21 protein-coding genes and 1 pseudogene are annotated in these 22225 nt (G+C 42.5%); 13 read left to right on the plus strand and 9 right to left on the minus strand.

Annotated elements, in window-relative coordinates; translation table 11 throughout:
- Nucleotides 1-110 precede the first annotated feature (110 nt).
- Nucleotides 111-377 carry a hypothetical protein gene (locus F6K46_RS29735; RefSeq protein ID WP_293064352.1) on the minus strand — a complete coding sequence of 89 codons (267 nt, stop codon included), beginning with the start codon at nt 375-377 and terminating at the stop codon, nt 111-113.
- A 163-nt stretch (nt 378-540) separates the two neighbouring features.
- On the opposite strand from F6K46_RS29735, the gene F6K46_RS29740 reads away from it, so the two are divergent.
- A complete protein-coding gene (locus F6K46_RS29740; protein ID WP_293064354.1) occupies nt 541-975 on the plus strand; it encodes an SRPBCC domain-containing protein in 435 nt (144 codons plus the stop codon).
- 111 nt (nt 976-1086) lie between these two features.
- Here the strand turns inward: F6K46_RS29740 and F6K46_RS29745 are convergent, their stop codons facing one another.
- Together F6K46_RS29745 and F6K46_RS29750 are read right to left on the minus strand one after the other, a co-directional pair.
- Complete coding sequence (locus F6K46_RS29745) at nt 1087-1260, minus strand: hypothetical protein (protein WP_158516941.1); 174 nt, start codon at nt 1258-1260, stop codon at nt 1087-1089.
- Between the two features lie 394 nt (nt 1261-1654).
- The gene (locus tag F6K46_RS29750; RefSeq protein WP_293064357.1) at nt 1655-3361 is read right to left on the minus strand and encodes a dynamin family protein; all 1707 of its coding nucleotides are present in this window, start codon (nt 3359-3361) and stop codon (nt 1655-1657) included.
- Nucleotides 3362-3854: 493 nt separating this feature from the next.
- On the opposite strand from F6K46_RS29750, the gene F6K46_RS29755 reads away from it, so the two are divergent.
- Both F6K46_RS29755 and F6K46_RS29760 read left to right on the plus strand, forming a co-directional pair.
- Nucleotides 3855-4859, plus strand: a complete 1005-nt coding sequence (locus tag F6K46_RS29755) for an Rpn family recombination-promoting nuclease/putative transposase (protein WP_293064360.1) — start codon at nt 3855-3857, stop codon at nt 4857-4859.
- Between the two features lie 76 nt (nt 4860-4935).
- Complete coding sequence (locus tag F6K46_RS29760; RefSeq protein WP_293064363.1) at nt 4936-5940, plus strand: PD-(D/E)XK nuclease family transposase; 1005 nt, start codon at nt 4936-4938, stop codon at nt 5938-5940.
- A gap of 43 nt (nt 5941-5983) precedes the next feature.
- Here the strand turns inward: F6K46_RS29760 and F6K46_RS29765 are convergent, their stop codons facing one another.
- Both F6K46_RS29765 and F6K46_RS29770 read right to left on the minus strand, forming a co-directional pair.
- Nucleotides 5984-7984: a family 10 glycosylhydrolase gene (locus tag F6K46_RS29765; RefSeq protein WP_293064366.1), complete on the minus strand. Its 2001-nt coding sequence runs from the start codon at nt 7982-7984 to the stop codon at nt 5984-5986.
- A 305-nt stretch (nt 7985-8289) separates the two neighbouring features.
- On the minus strand, nt 8290-8775 hold the full coding sequence (locus F6K46_RS29770; RefSeq protein WP_070396443.1) for a hypothetical protein: 486 nt from the start codon (nt 8773-8775) through the stop codon (nt 8290-8292).
- Nucleotides 8776-8876: 101 nt separating this feature from the next.
- Between F6K46_RS29770 and hetZ the strand changes: the two genes are divergently transcribed.
- From hetZ to F6K46_RS29805, 9 genes and pseudogenes are all read left to right on the plus strand, one after another.
- Nucleotides 8877-10040 carry a heterocyst differentiation protein HetZ gene (hetZ, locus tag F6K46_RS29775; protein ID WP_293064384.1) on the plus strand — a complete coding sequence of 388 codons (1164 nt, stop codon included), beginning with the start codon at nt 8877-8879 and terminating at the stop codon, nt 10038-10040.
- Nucleotides 10033-11136: a hypothetical protein gene (locus F6K46_RS29780; protein WP_293064369.1), complete on the plus strand. Its 1104-nt coding sequence runs from the start codon at nt 10033-10035 to the stop codon at nt 11134-11136. Before hetZ ends, F6K46_RS29780 begins: the two co-directional genes overlap by 8 nt.
- The gene (locus F6K46_RS40355) at nt 11114-11254 is read left to right on the plus strand and encodes a pentapeptide repeat-containing protein (protein ID WP_366510803.1); all 141 of its coding nucleotides are present in this window, start codon (nt 11114-11116) and stop codon (nt 11252-11254) included. Before F6K46_RS29780 ends, F6K46_RS40355 begins: the two co-directional genes overlap by 23 nt.
- The gene (locus tag F6K46_RS40360; protein WP_366510804.1) at nt 11236-11382 is read left to right on the plus strand and encodes a pentapeptide repeat-containing protein; all 147 of its coding nucleotides are present in this window, start codon (nt 11236-11238) and stop codon (nt 11380-11382) included. The genes F6K46_RS40355 and F6K46_RS40360 overlap by 19 nt, the downstream gene beginning before the upstream one ends.
- A 196-nt stretch (nt 11383-11578) precedes the next feature.
- A pseudogene (locus tag F6K46_RS40365) lies at nt 11579-11656 on the plus strand (pentapeptide repeat-containing protein); the annotation flags it as partial.
- Between the two features lie 38 nt (nt 11657-11694).
- Nucleotides 11695-13959, plus strand: a complete 2265-nt coding sequence (locus F6K46_RS29790; RefSeq protein WP_293064375.1) for a DUF4129 domain-containing transglutaminase family protein — start codon at nt 11695-11697, stop codon at nt 13957-13959.
- Nucleotides 13960-14193: 234 nt separating this feature from the next.
- The gene (locus F6K46_RS29795) at nt 14194-15081 is read left to right on the plus strand and encodes an AEC family transporter (RefSeq protein WP_293040492.1); all 888 of its coding nucleotides are present in this window, start codon (nt 14194-14196) and stop codon (nt 15079-15081) included.
- A 234-nt stretch (nt 15082-15315) separates the two neighbouring features.
- Nucleotides 15316-15693 (plus strand): hypothetical protein, encoded by a 378-nt coding sequence (locus tag F6K46_RS29800; RefSeq protein ID WP_143727422.1) that lies wholly within the window; start codon nt 15316-15318, stop codon nt 15691-15693.
- Between the two features lie 623 nt (nt 15694-16316).
- Entirely contained in the window at nt 16317-17231 is a 915-nt protein-coding gene (locus F6K46_RS29805) for an MvdC/MvdD family ATP grasp protein (RefSeq protein WP_075896043.1), read from the plus strand.
- Nucleotides 17232-17296: 65 nt separating this feature from the next.
- Here F6K46_RS29805 and F6K46_RS29810 read toward each other — a convergent pair whose 3' ends face one another.
- The 3 genes from F6K46_RS29810 to F6K46_RS29820 form a co-directional block, all read right to left on the minus strand.
- Nucleotides 17297-17737, minus strand: coding sequence for a surface-adhesin E family protein (locus F6K46_RS29810; RefSeq protein ID WP_075896045.1), 441 nt, complete (start codon nt 17735-17737; stop codon nt 17297-17299).
- A gap of 98 nt (nt 17738-17835) precedes the next feature.
- A complete protein-coding gene (locus F6K46_RS29815) occupies nt 17836-19071 on the minus strand; it encodes an SGNH/GDSL hydrolase family protein (protein ID WP_293064380.1) in 1236 nt (411 codons plus the stop codon).
- A 457-nt stretch (nt 19072-19528) separates the two neighbouring features.
- Nucleotides 19529-20665 carry an SGNH/GDSL hydrolase family protein gene (locus tag F6K46_RS29820; protein WP_075896047.1) on the minus strand — a complete coding sequence of 379 codons (1137 nt, stop codon included), beginning with the start codon at nt 20663-20665 and terminating at the stop codon, nt 19529-19531.
- 328 nt (nt 20666-20993) lie between these two features.
- Here F6K46_RS29820 and F6K46_RS29825 point away from each other — a divergent pair, with 328 nt between their 5' ends.
- Nucleotides 20994-21314: a hypothetical protein gene (locus tag F6K46_RS29825; RefSeq protein WP_158069355.1), complete on the plus strand. Its 321-nt coding sequence runs from the start codon at nt 20994-20996 to the stop codon at nt 21312-21314.
- 42 nt (nt 21315-21356) lie between these two features.
- Here F6K46_RS29825 and F6K46_RS29830 read toward each other — a convergent pair whose 3' ends face one another.
- On the minus strand, nt 21357-22115 hold the full coding sequence (locus F6K46_RS29830; RefSeq protein ID WP_229415545.1) for an SGNH/GDSL hydrolase family protein: 759 nt from the start codon (nt 22113-22115) through the stop codon (nt 21357-21359).
- Nucleotides 22116-22225 lie beyond the last annotated feature (110 nt).

A 22225-nucleotide genomic window follows, 5' to 3' on the forward strand; every position in this document is an offset into this window, starting at 1 on the left:
CTTTGTATCTTGATGGTATTCCTTTAATGAAACGACTCTTTCAAGCTTGTTGCTCTACTAATGCTCCTCCTACTCTTGCTATACCTGTCTAAACCTTATTCTTTGTCTTTTTAAAAGAGCCGCACCCAAATAATATAAGGATGTAATCCTCTGATCACTCGCACCCCTAGCCAGCTTAGGATTACAACAACAAGTAACCAAAACGTTATCCTAATCACCTGGCCTAGTATAGGAGACAGTAACCAAGATGGCAGTGATCCTTGGGGTTGCTCAAGAGACACCTGAGACATTGTCAGCTCCCACCACTCCCCAAATTGTCGTTGCAGCAGCTGCAACTGCCAATCCAAACTGTTTTTTTCAAAGGAACCAGTAGACATAAGATACTGATAACTAATAATGTCAAACAGCGGATTTAGGGCATGGATTAAGTCATCCGTGCATCCGTGTTATTATTGTGTGTAGTCCACCCTTCTATCCTTTCCCATTTACCATAATCTCAAATAACAGTACTTGAAGCCGGTAAAACTGCTATTTACTAACATGACAAGTCTCTATACTGACATTGAGATCAATGTCCCAAGGCAGAAGGTTTGGCAAATTTTGTTCCATAAACAGCAGTGGAAGTACTGGAACACATTTTTATTTGATTGTGACTCAACTTTACGGTTTGAGCAGGGGAAAGAAGTCTTTCTGTCGCTGCGACGGCTTCCCAATGAAGAAGAGACAGAATTTGAGCCATTGGTGACTCAGGTTCAGCCTGGTGTGTGTCTAAGTTGGGTCTCTTCTATTCCTGGCTTTCGTAGTGAATGTGTATTTGATTTGCAAGAAATAGGAGTGGGTCGTACCAAATACGTCCACAAGCACTCTTATTCAGGTATGCTTTCTCGGGTGTTTTTACCGTTTATCCGAGAGGATGAGTTACGGGGTATTAAACGAATGGCATGGGAGTTGAAGCGTTATGCTGAGGGGTTTTAGAACGTTAGTATGGCGCTAGCACACGCCTACTCCGGGTGAAGTGTTAAGGATGACACTGTAGACACGACCGACATAACCACACCCGGAAGCACTCGTTTACCTGACAACTAATTAGTCAAGATAGCCCATTAGTTCATCTGTCCCTTCACTAACATTTGTAGCAATAGGGCGATTTTGGGGTAATGGCTTTATGCTCAGCTGTTTCCTATCGATGTATCCTGAGGGTCCAGTTCCTTTAGCAGTGAATTGGATTTCCTTGTCTTTATTGCTATCTGTGCTGCTCATATCCCTCCTGGGACTCTGAATAAGAGTCAAAAATACTTTAATATATAGCTACCTCTGGTCTAAGTTGACCAAATTAGGCATACAGTCAACAAAAACTACTGTCAAGGTTATACTATCACATTTGATAGCCTTTCTATACCCAAAGCTGCTATAATGCCCGCAGCCACAGTGCTACCCGGTGATGTTTAGTAGATTTTGGGACTGATTGAGAGCTCAGTACAGCTACCCGTACAGCTAGCAATACAGCTACCAGTTGAAGCTATTGAGAGCATCAGATCTCTAGATGTTGGCTTCAAGAACCATAATTCTGCCAGCAATGGTGAACAGATTGATCGGCCATAACCCAATAGTTGAAGCCAATAACCAATAACCAATAACCAATAACCAATAATCATTAACTAATCACTAATAAATCCTTAGCCTTGCTCTGGATTGTTCTATAGTCCTTAAGGATTGGTCCTAGTCCTTCTTCTTCCTTTTCAACATAATCATCTAAATCTCCAAATACTCTTTTAATTTCTTCATATATCAGAGTACACTTTAAGTTAAGTTGCTCATTAATATCAGATATCAATTTATTTTTATCACTGTCTAATTTTTTGCTAATCTTGCTAATTATCATTTTTCTTTTCAGATAAAGCGCTCCCCCGGAAACTAAAATCCCAACTCCGGCAAACGCAGCACCGATAAGATCCAATATTACTATCTCCGTTATCGCCATAAATAGGCCAGCAATTACTGTTACTGCCGCTCCACCTAATATATTGGTAGCGACTCCACTAGCGTTGGATTTTAAGGTATTGATAAACTCAGTATCTTCAAGGAGCTTAGACGCTTTTTGCTTAACGTCTTCAAACACCTCATGACGGCGCTCCATAACTCGGATAGATAGATGGCTATTACTGGAATAATTATCGATAGTATTCAAATCTTGTATTAACGAATCAATTAGGTTTTTAATATCCCCTAAAAAATGGTGTGTCCCCTCTTTTAAGGTTTCTTCTAAGGAAACTTGTAGCTCTGGTTCATACTTGGCCTTGATCTGATCGATCCAGGCTTGAATTGAGGCATTTTTATCAACGGTACCAACAACGGACTTATTGATTAGTTTAGGAAAGGTGAAACCAGCGCTAAAATCCGATTTTATTTGCTCAGCAACTCGATCATAGTTGGCGGCTAACTTATCCACCAGTTTAGTAATCTCATCTTGAGACTTTTTTTCACCGACAGCTAGTTTAGTTTTGATTCGTTCTACTGATGATTTATCCAGCTCTAGTTGCCGTTGGATAGATTTTAATTCATCGTCTAATTCATCAATCACATTTTGAGTGCGATCGCTAATTGATTTAAGTTTAATTTTGTAAGTCTCCCCACCGGTAACCATATCATTAATAAATCGTCTCACTTCCCTAAATCCACTCCCCTCTTCATTTCCATTGTTTTCTAATTCCGCTGATGTCGCAAAAACTATAGGAGACTCAATATGTCGTTGACTAGCATAGTCTTTAACTCTCTGAGTATTTCGGCTTAATTCTTCTGGTTTAGTTAAATCAGACTGTTGAAGTATAAAGACTACTTTTTTACGCCATTGCTCACTAACATAATCCAGGAGTTCCCAAGCTGTTTTATGATAGGGATTCTTAGCGAAAAATACAAAAAACACTAAATCACTGTTAGGAATATAGTTTTCAGTAATCTCTTGGTGGTTGTCCAGAATCGTATTCGTTCCGGGAGTATCGACAATTGATAACGTTTTCAAGATGTCAATGGGTAAACCAATTTTCCGTAACGTTGGACTAATATCTTTTTCAAACTGCTCCTCTGAATAAACAATTTGTTGAATAATATCTGTACAGGGCTCAACATCAGTTTTGCAAATTTTTTCTTGAATTAGGGCATTGATAAAGCTACTTTTTCCAGCTTTGACTTCTCCAACAATAACTAATAAAAACGGTTCATTACTATTTTTTTGTATCGTCCTAATTTTTGACTGTAATTCTGGTTTATTGATTTGACTAGCAAATTTCTGCAAATCTTGTAATAGGTCATCAATAGCCACTTTGTGGTTGTACAATACTTGATCAATAATTTGATTGTTCATTAATATTACTCCCCTAGATTAGACTCTCCTAAATTAGAATTAGGAAAAACTAATTATTAAATGTTATATAATAGATTAAGTATAGTTATTTTAAAAGGATATCGCAAGGTAAAAAAACTGATCAGGTAAGCCTTCAGCTCTAAGCTGTCAGTGGTGAGCCCTTGATTAGTCATTAATCAGTAGTCATTGCTGATTTGTGTAATGCGTTCGCATTATGAATCGGAGGGTAGAGTCCCAATGTTGACGAGACCCCAATCCCCTCATATCGTTGTAAATTTTCTCGAAGTGCTGACGCAGTTGAGGAAGAATAACCTTGAAAATCTCTCTCACGGTAACCAACTAAAATGGACAAAATTCGCTTATTGCTTATTGTTTCAGTTTAATCCCTCTTGGCTAGGTTTGTCTAAAGACCATTGCTCACGACTGACCCACTGACCCAGTATAATGAAATTAAGTCGAGAAGGTATAGTGCTTGTAGATAGCAAGACTAATCATGGCAGCAACACACATACGCTTTGACTGGGCGATCAAAAAACAATTGCGGGATAAAGCTAATTATGTTGTCCTCGAAGGCTTTATCAGCGAATTACTCGGAGAAGTGATTACTATTGAATCGATATTAGAAAGCGAAAGTAATCCTCAGACACAAGACAATAAACTAAATCGGGTGGATATTCTAGCTCTCAACAGTGCCGGGGAGTTATTGCTGGTGGAGGTGCAAAATAGTTCGGAAAATGATTACTTTCAGCGGATGTTATTTGGAGTTTCGACTCTGATTACCGAATATCTAGATAAAGGAGAGCCTTATAGTAAAGTCAAAAAGGTCTACTCAATTAATATAGTTTACTTTCCCCTCGGCCAAGGAGAAGATTACATATATCAGGGAAAATTAGATTTTATAGGACGTCATATCCAGGACAGACTAGAGCCATCAAATCTCCAGAAGGAGTTGTTCAAAATAGAGCAGGTGTACCAGATATTTCCGGAATATTACATCTTGAGAGTCAAACAGTTTAATGATGTGACTAAAAACAGTTTGGATGAATGGATATATTTTCTTAAAAATAGTGAAATCAAGGAAGACTTCCAAGCCAGAGGATTAGCCCAAGCCAAGGAAAACCTGAGGATTGAGAGTCTACCGAATACAGAAAAAGCAGCCTATCAGAAATATCTGGAAGATAAACGGTATGAAATTAGTATGCTGGAAGGGGCAGAGGCAGTCGGAGAATTAAGAGGCAGAGAAGAGGGCAGAAAAGAAGGCAGACAACAAGGGATAAAAGAGGGGATAAAACAGGGCATAGAACAGGGCATAGAACAGGGCATAGAACAAGAACGTCGTGCTAGCTTGGAGCGAATACTACAACTACGATTTGGAATAATTCCTTCCAAGATATCTGAAACAATACAAGGCTTAGATATCCAACAATTGGACAACTTGATGGCAACGGCATTAACAGCTACTTCTTTAGATGAGTTTAGCCAACATCTGCCGAATTAATGGCCAGGTGTTAAACTAGAAGTCTAAAGGAGATTAAGTCGAGATGGCATAGTGCTTGTAGATAGCAAGACTAATCATGGCAGCAACACACATACGGTTTGACTGGGCGATCAAAAAACAACTGCGAGATAAAGCTAATTATGTTGTCCTAGAAGGCTTTATCAGCGAATTACTCGGAGAAGTGATTACCATTGAATCAATACTAGAAAGCGATGCAGCGCGGTCTTGGGGTTTCCCCCATGAGCGACTGCATCAAGACAGCGAAAGTAATCCTCAGACACAAGACAATAAACTAAACCGGGTGGATATTCTAGCTCTCAATAGTGCTGGGGAGTTATTGCTGGTGGAAGTTCAAAATAGTTCGGAAAATGATTACTTTCAGCGGATGTTATTTGGAGTTTCAACTCTGATTACCGAATATCTGGATAAAGGCGAGCCTTATAGTAAAGTCAAAAAGGTCTACTCCATTAATATAGTTTACTTTCCCCTCGGCCAAGGAGAAGATTACATTTATCAAGGAAAATTAGATTTCATCGGACGTCATATCCAGGACAAACTAGAGCCATCAAATCTTCAGAAGGAGTTGTTCAAAATTGAGCAGGTGTACCAGATATTTCCGGAATATTACATCTTGAGAGTGAAACAGTTTAATGATATGACTAAAAACAGTTTGGATGAATGGATATATTTCCTAAAAAATAGTGAAATTAAGGAGGAATTCCAAGCCAGGGGATTAGCCCAAGCCAAGGAAAACCTGAGGATTGAGAGTCTCCCGAATACAGAAAAGGCAGCCTATCAGAAATATCTGGAAGATAAACGGTATGAAATTAGTATGCTAGAAGGGGCAGAGGCAATCGGAGAATTAAGGGGTAGAGAAGAAGGTAGAAAAGAAGGAATATTAGAAGGAATTCAACAAGAACGTCGTGCTAGCATAGAACGAATACTCCAACTACGATTGGGAACGATTCCTTCAGAGATATCTGAAACAATACAAGGCTTAGATATCCAACAATTGGACAACTTGATGGCAAGGGCATTAACAGCTAGTTCTTTAGATGAGTTTAGCCAACATCTGCCTTAACCATTGAACGTACCCTAATAGGGATGCCAAGGGTGAACAACCTTTAACCCAACGACACCACAACTCCTAAACTTTCATTCCCAATCCTATCCACTGCTGACAAAGCATAGACTCCCGACTCTAGCGCTATCTCTAGCGTGGCTGAATTCAGAATTTTGTACAACCTCCAAACCCCATCTTGTTGTCGATAAAGCGTCCAATAACAAGTTTCTCCATCACAAAATTTCTGCCAACTTAGCTTACCATCTCTTGCTCTGACATTACCTGGTGTTTTAGGTCGCTCAGTTTTTAACCACTCCATAGTAGGAACAACAGCAGGCTCAGAATAAATAGAGCTTTTGAACTGGTCAACCACCTCTAAACGATTTTCTGTAAATACTTTCATGCTATAGAAAATATTCCCTAGAGAGATTTGAGACACTAGGTTACGGCTAATTTCAACTTGTTCTTCATACTCAGAAATCGGCCACTCTTCTCCATCTAACTTACTGAGTCTATTACCAGAATAAATGTGTCTATTTTTAGGATTATTTTCTGTCCACCATTGCAGTAAAACCGGATAACTTTGCGCAGGAGGCTCAATGCGCCAGTAAAGTTGAGGAGCAATATAATCGACCCAGCCTTCTTCTAACCATTTTTTCGGGTCAGCATAGATAGCTTCATATTGATCTAATCCCTTAATTTTAGGAGGTTGTCCAGGACGATAAATTCCAAAGGGACTAATCCCAAATTTAACGGTTGGCTTAGTAGCTTTAATGCCAGTGTAGAGACGCTCAACTATCTTATTAACATTGTCCCTGCGCCAATCCCCCAAACTCAGTTCACCACCAGCTTCCTGATAAGCTTCATAAGTTTTTTGATCAGGAAAATCTTGATCTTTGATAGGATAAGGATAGAAATAGTCATCCAGATGAATCCCATCTATATCATAACGATCGACTACATCCAGAATCACGTTATAAGTCCAGTCCTGAACTGTTTTTACTCCTGGATCCATCCACAATTGCTTACCGTATTGATACACATAGTTTGAATGGGTAACGCTGATGTGAGGCTTGACTTTTGTGGAAACTTGTGATCCTGTTGCAGCGCGGAACGGGTTAAACCAGGCGTGTAGTTCAATATTGCGCTTGTGGCATTCTGCGATCGCAAACTCCAGCGGGTCGTAAAACGGTTCTGGTGGTTGCCCTTGGGTACCTGTTAGCCATTCACTCCAAGGTTCTAATTCTGAGGCATATAAAGCATCTGCTGTAGGTCGTACCTGTAAAAACATAGCATTGAGGTTAAGTTCCTCAATCCGGTCAATAATCTCGATCAGTTCCTCTTGTTGGTTTTCAGCTGCTAGACCCTTTTCAGACGGCCAGTCAATGTTCCAGACACTGGCAACCCAAACTCCCCGAAACTCTCGCTGATGGCTAACCTCCCTAGTGGTTTGGAAAGCAACCGTGTATTTTGAGTTTAGGTCTGGCAACTGACCCAAATACGCCAAAGTTTGATAGATAAACCCTGACACATCAGCACGAGTTGCCACTTGAGTGGGTCGCAGTCGGTTGGGATTGGGATAATTGACGATGATGTTAGCATCCGTAGCAGTAGCTATCCTGTCTCGGGCATAACCAGGAATTTTATCCACATCTTGATAGAGTTGGGGTAGCGCTATATTTACATCCGATATCTCACTCAAGGGAAGGTTCAACCCAGCTGCGATCGCTACCAAGGCTTCCACTCGAACCAGATTAGTGTCTGGGCGGAAGCGATTACCAGGATAACCCGACATAAAGCCAGTTTCGTAAGCATATTGAATCGCCTCCAAAGCCCAGTGTTTCTGTGATACATCAATAAACTTCGGAGCAGATCGTTGTTTTTCGGGTTGGGAAAAAGCGTTTTTTAATATGGCAGCAAACTGAGATCGATTGATGGGTAGATTAGGTCGGAATCTGCCATCAGGGAAACCGCTAATCATTCCCTGATTGGCTAAACCTTCAATAAATGGCTTTGCCCAGTGATTTTCCGTATCAGGGAAGCCAGTTTTAGAAGCTACCATAGTTTTATTGCGAAGCATATTGGGGGCTTAACCGCAATTTTAGCCGCACTATTATACCAAGTGGCAAATTAATACCAAGTTGCATTTACAGATACTAAATTCACCGATGGGGAGATGGCCAGAGGTCGTGATGGCAGGGAATAACTATATTGAATACATGAAAAATGCCTAGATCAGACAGAGTAAGTGATGATCTGATCAGGGTTGATGGTAATAATGAGTGATTCAATAGTCTTTGATGTCTTATCCCCTCATTGGTGTCATCCCCTCATCCAGTCATTGTCTGCTCGCGCTCCTTGCCATACTTAAGCAATGTCAGGAGGTAGATTGTTAGAATCTGACTTGGGTGCTGACCGGATTTGCTGTAGTTGAGCTTGTATTAAATTTCGTAGGTCCTCTCGAGAGACCTCTGAACCAACCGCTAAATTACCAGGTGTATCAAAGAAAACAGTACTAGTGACGGTGTCGATTGCCAACATCTGAAACAAAATGTGAGTGACTGGCACCCCGCACGCCATAAGTTGAGGATCCCAATCAGAATGAAAATTGGCAGCATCTTGAACAGTCGGAAAAGCATAAATAACATTTTTCTCCAGATCAGGGTTAGCACGATTACTCAGTGTCGTCAACACCCAACCTTGGTCAAGATTTTGGAGAATGTAATATTCCAGATGGTTTAGTTGTTCCGCCAGAAGTTTGAGTACTGGAGCGATCGCTTCAATCGCTTGAGGCGTCGTTCCATCTTGTGGAGCATTATCAATCAAATTGTTAATTTGTTCGTCTAATTCCATAGGAGCTATAGGGTGAGGAATTTGGCTGCACATAGTCTAAACCTAAATCAAATTTGTCGAGAGTACGTGTATGTTAGGGTCGTTATTGAATGAAAATCATGATGAGGGAAGTCTGCCTGGGCGTGGAAGGACTATTTGAACTGCTGTATAAAGAACTCCGGCAGTCCACTCGTGCTTCTAAGCAAAACTGCCAGGACGTAGCAAGACGTATCGCTGATGAAGTTAATCGTATTTGCAATGAAAGTAATCGGATTCAAAACTCTGGGGATGTGGACAGCTGGGCTCAAAACCTCGCTAACCATCGTCTCAAGCAAGTTTGTCATTACTACAAACTGGGGTCGCTCCAAGGAAGGGTAGAACTACAGAGTACTCTTAGTGCGATTATCTACCGCTACATTACACCCCATCAAACGCCGACCAGTTACCAGGCGCGGCTGAATATGATTGAAGATTTCTTACAGGGATTCTATGCCGAAGCCTTAAATGCCTTTCGGCGGGAAACCTCCCTGGAGGAAACCTATCGTCCCCGCAGCCTCCTGGAACTATCAGAATATATGGCGTTTACAGAGCGCTATGGTAAACGACGTATTCCTTTACCCGGTCGCCGTTCCCAACAGTTGATCATTCTACGTGCTCAAACCTTTTCCCAACAGCAACCTCCAGAAACCTCTGTGGATATGGATACAGCGGCGGAAGGAGCAGCACAAGAGTCAGATGCGACTTGGAATGATGCGGCGATTCAGCAGGTGCGGGAGGCAATGGTGTTATCGGATTCTGAACCCCTAGACTCCAGCCTGCGGGAAACTGTAATCAAAGAATTATTCGCCTATCTCAAAGAACGCCAGCAACAGGATTGTGCCGATTACTTTACTCTGCGGCTGAAAGACCTGCCAACCAGGGAAATTGAGGAGATTTTAGGCATCAATCCCAGACAGCGGGACTATTTACAACAACGGTTTAAGTATCATCTGATTCGGTTTGCTCTGTCTCACCGCTGGGAATTGGTACATCAGTGGCTGGGAGCAGATTTGGATCGAAATCTGGGGCTAACACCAAAAGAATGGCAACGATTTCAACAAAAACTGAGCTCCCAACAGTCAGAATTACTTAAACTCAAACAACAAGGTTACTCCAATGAACAAATTTCTAAGACCTTGGGTTGTACACTAAACCAGGCACAGAAGCGATGGTTTAAGTTGCTCGAAATTGCCTGGGATATTCGTAATAGTTCAGTATCCGGATCCGGTAGATCTAAAGATGAATAGTGACATAGATAACAATATGGACGCTTTCTATAGCCGCTTAATGGCTTGGCTAAAAGAGTCCCGTCCCGCTGCTTCAATACCATCAAACGGTCAAGTAAACGATACTGTACCTCTGGGTGAGACAACAGCAGCGGATTTTGACTTTGATGTATATCCCCTGGATTTATCAGAATCACTGGACTTGGAAAACTTGAACATTGTCCCTAATCACAATGGCGAAGCGGCTTTAGACCGCATGTGGGTGAATTCACTAGAATCGAACACCCATGATGACCTTACACTAGGCGGTGAAATCCGCCGCTACAACTTGGGAGAGATGTCAACCGTGCAAAATCGTTTCCAGACGCTATTGAAGCGCAAACTACAAGCTCAAATTGAACTTAACCCACCTCTGTTTCCTTGGGAGACAGAAATTTCAGACTATGAAACTGATATTGTTGACGCAATAGCAGAGTCTTGGGTTTCCGGAGTTAGGTTTTGGATGCCACAGTTGTCTAACTTGGCCTTACCAACTGCCATACCAGAAAACGTTTTATCTCAATTGCTAGAAGCCTGCTCTGAGGCAGTGTCTTCCCAGTATCAGCTAGGGGCTAAACTGGTTAGGGCAGTTCAAAAGCTGTTTCCTGACGAATTCTATGCCCTTAACTCCTGGAGTGGCACTATCTTGATGGGAAGTGCCCGTTCTACAGAACAACTACTGCCATCCCTACCTTACGAAGAAGCTAACAATGACCAAAAGATGGTCTTGGCTCTGTTAGCAGCTAAGGAAATTCTTACCACCCTCACCATTCCAGTTTCACCAAATCAAACTCCTGTGGAGCGCCAGTGGGAGACTAGTGCTGGTTTAGTGACTCTGCGAGCCGAGTATCATCAAGAAGATGGTGTGTCTCAGCTGCGGGTCAGCACTCGTTTGCCTATAGGTGGTAGCTTGACTCTAGGTACACCTCAAGCCTCGGCAAAAGCAGAACGTACCTATCCAGGTTACCTGAGTGTAGAATCCTATGATTTACAACCCAATCAGATTTGTTCTATCGAGATTCGCTTCGATCATGGAGAACAGAAACCTTTGACCTTTGCAATCTGCCCTACAAATTAGTCAGAATACTTGCAGGTTAACAGGTTGCAGGTTAACAGGTTGCAGGTTAACAGGTTGCAGGTTAACAGGTTGCAGGTTAACAGGTTGCAGGTTAACAGGTTGCAGGTTAACAGGTTAACAGGTTGCAGGTTAACAGGTTGCAGGTTAACAGGTTGCAGGTTAACAGGTTGCAGGTTAACAGGTTGCAGGTTAACAGGTTGCAGGTTAACAGGTTGCAGGTTAACAGGTTGCAGGTTAACAGGTTGAAGGTTAACAGGTTAACAGGTTGCAGGTTAACAGGTTGCAGGTTAACAGGTTAACAGGTTGCAGGTTAACAGGTTGCAGGTTAACAGATTAACAGGTTGCAGATTATAACCTTGGCCAATAGGCCACGCTACGCGAACAACATTCCAACCTTCAACATTCCAACCTTCAACATTCCAACCTTCAACATTCCAACCTTCAACATTCCAACCTTCAACATTCCAACCTTCAACATTCCAACCTTCAACATTCCAACCTTCAACATTCCAACCTTTAACATTCCAAGCTTGACATATAACCTATCACGCATCTACCATGGTGAGTCAGTTTTGGCAGCGTCTTGAGGCGAAGCCATTGCCTCCTATAGAGGAGTCGATTTCGTTAAGGGTGTTGGTACAGGCACTGGTAGTAGTAGGAATTGTGGCTGTTGATGTTGCCGCATCTACCTTCTGGAGTCTTTGGGCAGTACCCTTAAGTATTGTGGGAGCAACCTGGAGTTGGTATCGTCGTCGCCAACGTAACATTGCTCTGAAATTCTGGCTGGCATTGGGGATGTTGCTGGCATTGGGAGCCTTTTTGGGCAATGTGTTCAGTCAGCTCAATGATACCCGCTTGGCTCTAGCTCAGTTGTTAGTTCAGCTGCAAATTCTCCATAGCTTTGACTTGCCGCGCCGCAAGGATTTGGGCTATTCGATGGTAATTGGGCTAATCCTGTTGGGGGTCGCTGGTACTGTGAGTCAGACTCTGGCGTTTGCCCCTCTGTTGTTAGTATTTTTAGCGATCGCATTACCGGTTCTTGTCCTAGATTACCAGTCACGCTTGGGTATATCTACGGTAAAAAAACGTAAAAAATTATACGGTTTTACTCCCAACTACTCACCCATACCCCTAAAGCGTCTCATTTTATTTATCGGGGTAATTATGGCGCTAGGGTTAACGATTTTTGCTCTGATGCCTCGTTTCCCTGGTTATCAAATCCAGATGTATCCCGTCAGTGCTCCTGGGGAAATGGCAAACCGGAGATTTGATTCACAAAATAGGTTAATTGTTAACCCTGGCTATGTGAGTGAAGGGAAACAGCAAGGGGAAAATGGTAGTGGTGGCTCTCAAAACGCTACGGGTTCTGGTGAGTTGGATGAGACATTTTACTATGGCTTTAATAGCAAGATTAACCAGAATCTGCGGGGAGAACTCAAACCTAAGGTAGTGATGCGGGTGCGTTCTCAAGCACCGGGATTTTGGCGAGTGCTAGCGTTTGACCACTACACGGGTCAGGGTTGGGAAATTTCTCGGGATAATCAAGTCCAGAAAATAACTCGACCAAGCTGGTCTTATCGCTTTCAACTCTTACCTGCCTTGATCACAGGTCAAACCAAAAAGGTAATTCAAACCTACACAGCTGTATCAGAACTGCCCAATCTGATTCCCGCTTTGGCCTATCCTAAGGAATTGTTCTTTCCGTCGCGGGAAATAGGTATTGGACCAGAAGGGAGTTTGCGATCGCCTTTAGGTTTAGTAGAAGGACTGACCTATACCGTAATATCAGAAGTTCCATTTCGCGATCGCACTAAGTTGCAGCAAGCTGGGGATAACTACCCCAAGTCGATTCAAAACTACTATCTGGATATTCCCCCCCAAATTGCAGTGAGGGTCAGGCAACGTACTGAAGAACTCCTAGCCACTTCAGAGAAACCTCTTACCTCTTCCTATGAAAAAGCCTTGTATCTAGCCCAGGCAGTTAAGCAGCGTTATCGCCTGCCCCAAGACCCCTCACAATTCCCTTTTCTAGAAGAAAATCAAGATTTGGTGGAAGCCTTTCTCTTCAAGTATCAAGGTGGTTATCCCGACCACTTCTCCACCACCCTCACCATGATGCTCCGTTCCATAGGCATCCCAGCCCGATTAGTGGCTGGATTTGGCACTGGCGAATTTAACCCCTTTACCGGGTTTTACATCGTCCGGAATACTGATGCCTATGCCATGACTGAGGTTTATTTCCCTAAATACGGTTGGTTTGCCTTTGATCCCATCCCAGGTCATGAATTGCTGCCCCCCTCCGTCGAGCAATATCAAACCTTTAGTGTCTTGCGGCAGTTTTGGCAGTGGGTAGCAGGTTGGCTCCCCTCACCAATCACTGGTTTACTTAGCAACCTATGGCATTTCACTATTGGTACCATTATCCGAGTATTTGTTGGATTGTGGAAGATGGTATCTAGTGGTTGGTTAGGTATGTTGAGCGGCTTGATATTAGCGATCGCATTTGGTTTTCTGAGCTGGCTAAGTTGGCATCAGTGGAAAAACTGGCGCTATCGTTTCTGGTTGGCAACATTGCCACCAATGGAACAGATTTACCAGCAAATGATCAGGATTTTAGCAACCAAAGGATATCTCAAACATCCGACTCAAACTCCACTTGAGTACGCTAGCTGTATAAGTCAAGACCAGCCTAAAGCATCCGCTGAGGTAATTGAGCAGATAGCGCATGCTTATATCCGTTGGCGTTATGGAGGTCACAGACCTAATATTAAACAACTGCGGCGGCGACTGAAGCAGTTTAGCAAAAATAGGTTTAAGGTTTAAAGTTAAAGGTTGAATGTTGAATGTTTAAAGTTTAAAGTTAAAGGTTTAAACTTTAAAAGTTGTTCGCGTAGCGTGGCCTATTGGCTAAGGTTTAAAGTTTAAAGGTTGTTCGCCCCGTATTCGGTGTAGGGTTGAAGGTTGCTTGAAGGTCAACAGTTAACAGTCAACGGTCAACGGTCAACGGTCAACAAACAGACTTTTCCTTTAATGGGGTTCATCTAAAGTATTTATATAATGACTGTTCTTCTACCTGCTGTTGTTTCGGTCGGTTTAATTATCCTGATTGGATTTATTGCTGGTCGCACGTTATCTCTGGACAAGCAAACTCTTTCTCAGGTATCTCTTTATATTCTCGTACCAGCGTTGATAGCAGACAGCTTGTATCGGACAACTCTGTCTACCGAAAGCACCATTGGTTTAGTCGCTGGGTTGATCATTACCGCTGTGTTGCTTTACCTACTGAGTTGGGGATTAGGCAAACTGTTGAAATTACCACCAGTTGTCCAAAAAAGCTTTATGGTTGCTGCTATTTTTCCCAATGCTGGAAACCTGGGGCTTCCTCTCAATTCCTTTGCCTTTGGTACACCGGGTTTAGAACGCGCTATAGTTTACATGATCACAGCTGCCTTGTTGATGTTTGCTATTTGTCCCGCCTTACTTAAAGGGGGTAGTATTAGTTCTGGAGTGCGCTTAACCCTAAAACTACCGCTACTCTGGGCAATGCTGGCAGGATTAACCTGGCGTTTATTGCGCTTAAAACTGCCTTTAGGGCTAGATCAGGGTATTCACCAGTTGGGTATGGCAGCAATCCCTATCGATTTAATTGTGTTGGGGATACAATTGTCCCGCACCCGTTTGGTGATAGGACGGTATGAGGTACTTGCGACTACCTTGCGTTTGTTGGTAGCTCCCCTCATTGCCCATACCGTTGGTCAAGCATTGGGACTGGAGGGATTAAATTTACAGGTGTTGGTGTTACAAAGTGCCATGCCTGTAGCCATTAGTACGGTAGTTTTGGTCACTGAGTTTGGGGGAGATGCTCCCTTAGTAGCACGGACAGTGGTTTTGTCTACCTTAGTGAGTTTCCTTTCTCTTCCCCTAGTTTTGTGGGCGACTACTTAGTTAGTATTGATGCATTAATAAGAGCTAAACTAGAGAATCTACGGACATAGAACTGTAAAAGATTTAACAGGATCAGTAATTATCTGGATTACGAAAGCTAGGTTAATTTGTCATCGTTACATACAGAGATTGTTTCTCTAAAACAAATCGTTAAGGAGCAGATAGCATCAACCGAGTCCCCTAACCGAAAATGTTTAGGTCAAGGCTTGGATGCATCAGCGAAGAGAATTGAAAATGCGATGTTCCTTCGGAACCGCTTCGCGATTGACCGTTCGCAGCAGCGTCGGGCAAAGCCTGAAAGGTCACGCTACGCGATGTTCCTTCGGAACCGCTACGCGAACGCAAAATCTACTACATCTGATAGACCATCCTTTTGAACTAGCGCTTTGTGAATTAAAAGCAGTTATGAATACTCAACTTGCCAGCCCACCTGCTCAACACGACAATTTAAATATCCCTACTCCCCATACCTCATGTGAAGAAGAAGGTATTGTTACCGATACAATTGAGGAGAATGGCAGTATTACCACCTTCGCCATCGCAGAAAAAGGGGGTGCAAGCACAAAGCGCCTTGTTAGAAGAAGGGGCAGACCTGCTCGAAGCTTTGAGTAACAACTTAACTGCTATCGAACACAAACAAAATCTCTCAGGCATTCATCTTGAACCATTGTCAGTGGAAAGAATCTCAATATTGGCACACTTGCCAATTTTTTAGTAATTATAAAGATTAGGGAATATAGCAATCCTAAACAGTTCTTACTCAGAAGCGATGCAGTCGCTCATGGGGGTTTCACCCACTCGCGCTTTGCATGGCTGACACTGAACAACTCAGAACTGAGCACTATTTTTAACGAAAGTATTGTTCACAAATGAATTAGGATTGCTATAGGGAGGAATGTCGCCCTCAAGGGGTGAGCAATCCACTAACAACTCCCTGATCCATTAGCAGCTTATGCTTGCAGCATTTAGGCAATTTGTCAATAGGGTGCAGTATATCTTCGGAGTAATATCAGGATGCATTTAACTATAAAATTTCCCTGTGTTCAGGGAAATAGAGCTTATATTATACCCAAATTAAATTGGCTTAGAGGGTGTTTGAAAATCCCAAATTTTTACCAAACAAAGTATGATATTGACTTGATTAGCCACACTATTATCTAGTAAACCGAAACAAAAAAAGAACTTGGGTAATCAGCAGAACAGTATAAATACTAGTTCGTTTTGTTTGGCAATAGATGAATATTTTAATTTTGGGCAATCCTGAAGATACTCACGCTGCACATATCAACCATGCTCTGACTAAGGCTGGAGGCAAGACAAACTATCTTGACACTTCTCTGTTTCCTACTAAATTACGACTATCTTGGCAGCCACACACTAAAGATGGAATTCTCACCCTATCCGATGGATATCAATTACGTCTGAGAGATATTCGTAGCATCTTTTGGCGTAATTTTTCCGGAGTTCAAATTCCCCCAATCAAAAATCCATTACAGCATAGAGTTGCTTTTAATGATGCTATGAGTACCCTAAGAACGTTGATGCAAGGAACCTCAATTCACTGGGTAAACTCATGGCAAGCTTATCAATTGCATAAGGAAAAACCTCTACAATTGAGCAAAGCTGAACAAATGGGTGTAACTATTCCCCATACTCTCATTAGTAATGATCCAGACGCTATCATTAAGTTTACGAAGTCTTGTAAGCAAGTAATTTTTAAGCCAGTCTATGGTGGTGCTCATGTCAAGTTTTTAACAGAACAACATCTACAACCTGAACGACTAAACTTAGCCCTGCGGCTTTCTCCTATAACTATACAGGAGTATATCCCTGGTACAAATATTCGCACCTATGTAATTGGGAACTCGATGTACTCGGCAGAAATTCGCTCCAAGTCTCTTGACTTTCGAGAAGATATCGATGCTCAATTGATTCCGGTCAGGCTGCCAAAGACCGTCCAAGAGCAGTGTAAAGCTATCACTAAAGCGTTTTGGCTCCAGTGGACGGCCATTGACTGGCGTTTAAAGCCAAATGGTGAATACGTGTTTCTTGAAGCTAACCCCAGTCCGATGTTTTTACACTTTGAGCAACAAACTGGTTTCCCTATCACCCAAGAATTAGTTAATCTTCTGATGAGTGATATCAATTGAGTCCTGAGTCGGAAAGTGCTGAGTTCCGACTCAACAGTTAAAAGTTAATAGTCAACAGTCAACAGTCAACGGTTTACAACATTAGTATTAGACTTACAAGCTAAGGTGTGAAAACCATTCATGACATGAACCGTTGGAGTATCGGGTGTGGGTATTGTGTACCAATCATTCTCCGATTCTTCTCGGCTAATTATACTACCCTGGGAATCGTATTGTTCAAAACGCGATGTACGTATGGAACGCTCAGGGCAATTAACTTGAACCGTGATAATGGCAGAATACACTCCTGGTTCGAGAGGATTACCAAATACTATCCTACTATCAAAGGAGTGGATGGGATTGCCCATTTTATCAGTGGTGCTGACCAAAGAATCGATATCGAAGTAGTGGATATTTCCTGTCTGAGCATTTGACATGACTCTGACCCAACGCCTTGATTTTGTCTGAGCTATAGCAGTCTGACACAGGCAAGCGATCGCAGATAAGATTAACAGAAATTTCCCCATAGAATTTACCAATAGTAGTATCAAACTATTAAGTATCAATTTAGTATCAACGGTGACAGCTCGGAAAGCTGCCACTGTGTTATAGTTAATAGTAAACTCTAGCAGGATTTATTTAACTGTTTCCGAAACAACCAGGCCAGCCCTATCACTCCTAAGGAGGCAGAAGACACTGGTTCTGGTACAGACTTAGACTCAGCCTTGTCTAGGGACTTCAATGCGGCTATTTTGGGCTCAGCCTTGTCTAGGGACTTCAATGCGGCTATTTTGGGCTCAGCCTTGTCTAGGGACTTCAATGCGGCTATTTTGGGCTCAGCCTTGTCTAGGGACTTCAATGCGGCTAAGGTGGATTCCCCTAGGATCTGATTGGCAGCTGTGGTTAGGTGGAAGCTATCCCAGAATAAAAACTCGTCTGGATTAGCACAGGCAATTAACTTTACATTTAAGCATTTTTCCGTCACATTCGTGAAACCAAAGTTTCCAGGATTGGCCAACATCTGATTAAATAGGTCATACTTATCAAACGATATCAGGTTAATGTCAGGTAATGATTGGCTCAAAACGTTAAGGGTGGAGTCCAACACAGAGTTATGCTGCTCGGTCAAATCCGTGAGGCGAGTCGATAATACACTACCTGGCCTGAGTCTTGGAGGCATCTTTCCCAAATCCGCTAAGTTAAGCACTAGGAAATTGCGAGCACCAAAGTTATACAGGGAGTTCAGTGCTGTCTCTATATTGCCTACGACCTGAGTCGGATTAGGAGGGTCAAAAGTCCGGTAATCATTGCTACCCGCCCACAGAATATAGAGGGCGTTGGGGTCAGCCATCTGATCAGATACAATCAGGTCATTGGTAAACCCTGCGACTTGGGTGAGTAATCCCGGTAAGCCTCCGAACTCACCAATACCACCGAATCCGGTTTCAGCACCACCAAAAGCAAAGTTGACGCTTTGATTAGTCGTCGCACCATTGAAGAAAAAACTCGCCCGAGGGCCATCGGGAGTGATAGTGATTGGAGAAAGTATCGGGACATTCGGTAACAGCACCGACAAGTCAGTAGATGGCTTCACCTCTATGTCCAAAGCATCTGCTAGATAATCTACCCAGATCGGACCATTGCTAAAACGTCCCTCAAAGTAGGGTAGACTCTGGGGAGTGATGGGAATGATGGGATTTACCTGATTGCGTGCCTTACTGAGATTGAAGACATTGCCAGGATCCGATAGGCTATCACCAAACACATAAAGATTACTGAAATCTAAATCATATGCCCTAGCTTCAGAGGGCAAAATTAAAGTGAATAGAGAAAATCCGAAGGCCGTAATTGCGTTTTTCATTTTTGATTGTCTGTGATTGTGTGCAGCCCTTTCAAGCCAAAACTAAAAACCTACAGACATAGAGTACTGGTTTTGGGTGACCCTCTTTATTAAGAGCTGGCAAAATTTTTGGATTATAGTATAAATAAAAAGTAAAGTATTACAATAACTTTAATCAGAGTATATTATTTATTTCATAGTAATGAGGTAGACACTATTATTCTCCTATTCCCAATTCCGAAGTTCCCTCTTATGACTTCCCTACTCCCTGCTACCTTTTGAAGTTATCAATCCTACTTATTAGTTATTATTGAAAGTTTCATAAAATTCTAATTTTTGCTTAACCATTCTATTATTAAGCAACGCCGAAATTTCCCCATAGAATTTACCAATAGTAGTATCAAACTATTAAGTATCAATTTAGGATCAACAGTGACAGCTCGGAAAGCTGCCACTGTGTTATGTTAGATGGTACTATCTAAAAGAATTTATTCAACTCTTTCCGAAACAACCAGGCCAGCCCTATCACTCCTAAGGAGGCAGAAGACGCTGGTTCTGGTACAGACTTAGACTCAGCCTTAGTCTCAGCCTTGTCTTGGGACTTCAGTGCTGCTAAGGTGAATTTCGCTAGGATCTGATGGCCAGCTGTCGTTGGGTGGGTGCTATCCCAGAATAAAAACTCGTCTGGATTAGCACAAGCAATAAACGTTGTTCCATCTAAGCACTCTTCGGTCACATTCGTGAAACCAAAGTTTCCAGGATTGGTCAAAATCTGATTAAATAGGTCATACTGATCAACGGATATCAGGTTAATGTCAGGTAAAGATTGCCTCAAAATGTTAAGGGTGGAGTCCAATACAGAGTTATGCTGCTCGGTCAAATCTGTGAGGCTAGACGATAATACACTATCTAGTCTCAGTGATTGAGGTATCTTTCCCAAATCTGGTAAGTTAAGCACTAGGAAATTGCGAGCACCAAAGTTATACAGGGAGTTCAGCGCTGTCTCTATATTGCCCACGACCTGAGTAGGATTAGGAATATCCATACTCTGATAATCATTGCCACCCAACCACAGAATATAGAGAGCGTTGGGGTCAGCCATCTGATCAGATAGGATTAGGTCATTGGTGAACCCTGCTACTTGGGTCAGTAATCCCGGGGACAACGCTTCGAACTCACCAAGGCCAGACACTCCGGTTTGAGCACCACCAACAGCAAAGTTTACACTTTGATTACTCGTCGCACCATTGAAGAAAAAACTCGCCCGAGGACCATCGGGAGTGATAGTGATCGGAGAAAGTATCGGGGAATCCGGTAACAGCACCGATAAATCAGTAGATGGCTTCACTTCTATCTCCAGAGCATCTGCTAGATAATCTACCCAGATTGGACCATTGCTAAAACGGCCCTGAAAGTAGGGTGGACTCTGGGGGATTATGGAAATGGTGGGATTTAACTGATTGCTTTCCTTACTGATATTGAAGACATTGCCAGAATCCGATAGGCTATCACCAAACACATAAAGATTAGTGAAATCTAAATCATATGCCCTAGCTTCACAGGACAATATTAAAGTAAATAGAGAAAATCCTAAGGCCGTAATTGTGTTTTTCATTTTTGATTGTCTGTGATTGTGGGTAGACCTTTCAAGACAAACCTAACAACCTACAGACATAGAGTACTGGTTTGGGTTACTCTCTTTATTAAGAGCTGGCAAAATTTTTGGATTATAGTATAAATAAAAAGTAAAGTATTACAATAACTTTAATCAGAGTATATGCTTTTTTCATAGTAATGAGGTACACACGATTATTCTCCTATTCCCAATTCCGAAGTTCCCTCTTATGACTTCCCTACTCCCTGCTACCTTTTGAAGTTATCAATCCTACTTATTAGTTATTATTGAAAGTTTCATAAAATTCTAATTTTTGCTTAACTATTCTATGATTAAGCAACGCCGAAATTTCCCCATAGAATTTACCAATAGTAGTATCAAACTATTAAGTATCAATTTAGGATCAACGGTGACAGCTCGGGAAGCTGCCACTGTGTTATCGTGTAAGCATTCAGCTATCAGCCGTTGGCCGTTGGCCACGCTACGCGAACAGCGGTCAGCTAATCAACGGGAGGTAGTAAACAAGCTGAGGGGTGCTAGTACGGCTGGTTGGAAATCCCTGCTCGTTTTATTCATCCGACCCCGTGTAGTTAAAGCACCTGCTAGCACCTCAAGTAGCACCATCTGTAGCGCATTAGCTGATAGCTGATAGCTGACGCCTGAATGCTTACGTTATCGTTAATAGTAAAATCTAGCAGGATTTATTCAACTGTTTCCGAAACAACCAGGCCAGCCCTATCACTCCTAAGGAGGCAGAAGACACTGGTTCTGGTACAGACTTAGACTCATCCTTGTCAAGGGACTTCAGTAATGCTATTGTAGATTCCGCTAGGATCTGATGGCTAGCTGTGCTTGGGTGGATGCTATCCCAGAATACAAACTCGTCTGGATTAGCACAAGCAATAAACGTTGCTTCATCTAAGCACGTTCCCGTCACATTTGTGAAACCGAAGTTTCCAGGATTGGTCAAAACCTGATTAAATAAGTTATTGGCATCTAAGGATATCAGGTTAATGTCAGCTAAGGATTGGCTCAAAACGTTAACGGTGGAGTCCAACAGAGAGTTATGTTGGTCGGTCAAATCCGTGAGGCGAGTCGATAATACACTACCTAGCCTCAGTGATTGAGGTATCTTTCCCAAATCTGGTAAGTTAAGCACTAGGAAATTGCGAGCACCAAAGTTATACAGGGAGTTCACTGCTGTCTGTATATTGCCCACGACCTCAGTAGGATTAGGAGGGTCTACACTCCGGTAATCATTGGCACCCGACCACAGAATATAGAGGGCGTTGGGGTCAGCGATCTGATCAGATACAATCAGGTCATTGGTAAACCCTGCGACTTGGGTGAGTAATCCTGGTAACAACGCCCCGAATTCACCAAGGCCAGCTAATCCAGCTTGAGAACCACCAAAAGCAAAGTTTACGCTTTGACTAGGGCATGTCGTCAGTTAGAGAATTGACAACCAGTCAGTGCAGCTATAGAACTGAGGGGAGTCAGGAAAACTCAACTAAGGAGGAAGTAATGCGTCGGTATGCCTTGCGTCTTGGATCAGTGGGA

The organism is Moorena sp. SIO3E8 (assembly GCF_010692445.1).
GTDB classification, from domain to species: Bacteria; Cyanobacteriota; Cyanobacteriia; order Cyanobacteriales; family Coleofasciculaceae; genus Moorena; species Moorena bouillonii.

Bases quoted from the DNA above. Each gene is read 5' to 3' on its own strand.
- F6K46_RS29735 (WP_293064352.1), bottom strand. From the start codon at position 377: ATGTCTACTGGTTCCTTTGAAAAAAACAGTTTGGATTGGCAGTTGCAG.
- F6K46_RS29740 (WP_293064354.1), top strand. From the start codon at position 541: ATGACAAGTCTCTATACTGACATTGAGATCAATGTCCCAAGGCAGAAG.
- F6K46_RS29745 (WP_158516941.1), bottom strand. From the start codon at position 1,260: ATGAGCAGCACAGATAGCAATAAAGACAAGGAAATCCAATTCACTGCT.
- F6K46_RS29750 (WP_293064357.1), bottom strand. From the start codon at position 3,361: ATGAACAATCAAATTATTGATCAAGTATTGTACAACCACAAAGTGGCT.
- F6K46_RS29755 (WP_293064360.1), top strand. From the start codon at position 3,855: ATGGCAGCAACACACATACGCTTTGACTGGGCGATCAAAAAACAATTG.
- F6K46_RS29760 (WP_293064363.1), top strand. From the start codon at position 4,936: ATGGCAGCAACACACATACGGTTTGACTGGGCGATCAAAAAACAACTG.
- F6K46_RS29765 (WP_293064366.1), bottom strand. From the start codon at position 7,984: ATGGTAGCTTCTAAAACTGGCTTCCCTGATACGGAAAATCACTGGGCA.
- F6K46_RS29770 (WP_070396443.1), bottom strand. From the start codon at position 8,775: ATGGAATTAGACGAACAAATTAACAATTTGATTGATAATGCTCCACAA.
- hetZ (WP_293064384.1), top strand. From the start codon at position 8,877: ATGAGGGAAGTCTGCCTGGGCGTGGAAGGACTATTTGAACTGCTGTAT.
- F6K46_RS29780 (WP_293064369.1), top strand. From the start codon at position 10,033: ATGAATAGTGACATAGATAACAATATGGACGCTTTCTATAGCCGCTTA.
- F6K46_RS29790 (WP_293064375.1), top strand. From the start codon at position 11,695: ATGGTGAGTCAGTTTTGGCAGCGTCTTGAGGCGAAGCCATTGCCTCCT.
- F6K46_RS29795 (WP_293040492.1), top strand. From the start codon at position 14,194: ATGACTGTTCTTCTACCTGCTGTTGTTTCGGTCGGTTTAATTATCCTG.
- F6K46_RS29800 (WP_143727422.1), top strand. From the start codon at position 15,316: ATGCGATGTTCCTTCGGAACCGCTTCGCGATTGACCGTTCGCAGCAGC.
- F6K46_RS29805 (WP_075896043.1), top strand. From the start codon at position 16,317: ATGAATATTTTAATTTTGGGCAATCCTGAAGATACTCACGCTGCACAT.
- F6K46_RS29810 (WP_075896045.1), bottom strand. From the start codon at position 17,737: ATGGGGAAATTTCTGTTAATCTTATCTGCGATCGCTTGCCTGTGTCAG.
- F6K46_RS29815 (WP_293064380.1), bottom strand. From the start codon at position 19,071: ATGAAAAACGCAATTACGGCCTTCGGATTTTCTCTATTCACTTTAATT.
- F6K46_RS29820 (WP_075896047.1), bottom strand. From the start codon at position 20,665: ATGAAAAACACAATTACGGCCTTAGGATTTTCTCTATTTACTTTAATA.
- F6K46_RS29825 (WP_158069355.1), top strand. From the start codon at position 20,994: ATGATTAAGCAACGCCGAAATTTCCCCATAGAATTTACCAATAGTAGT.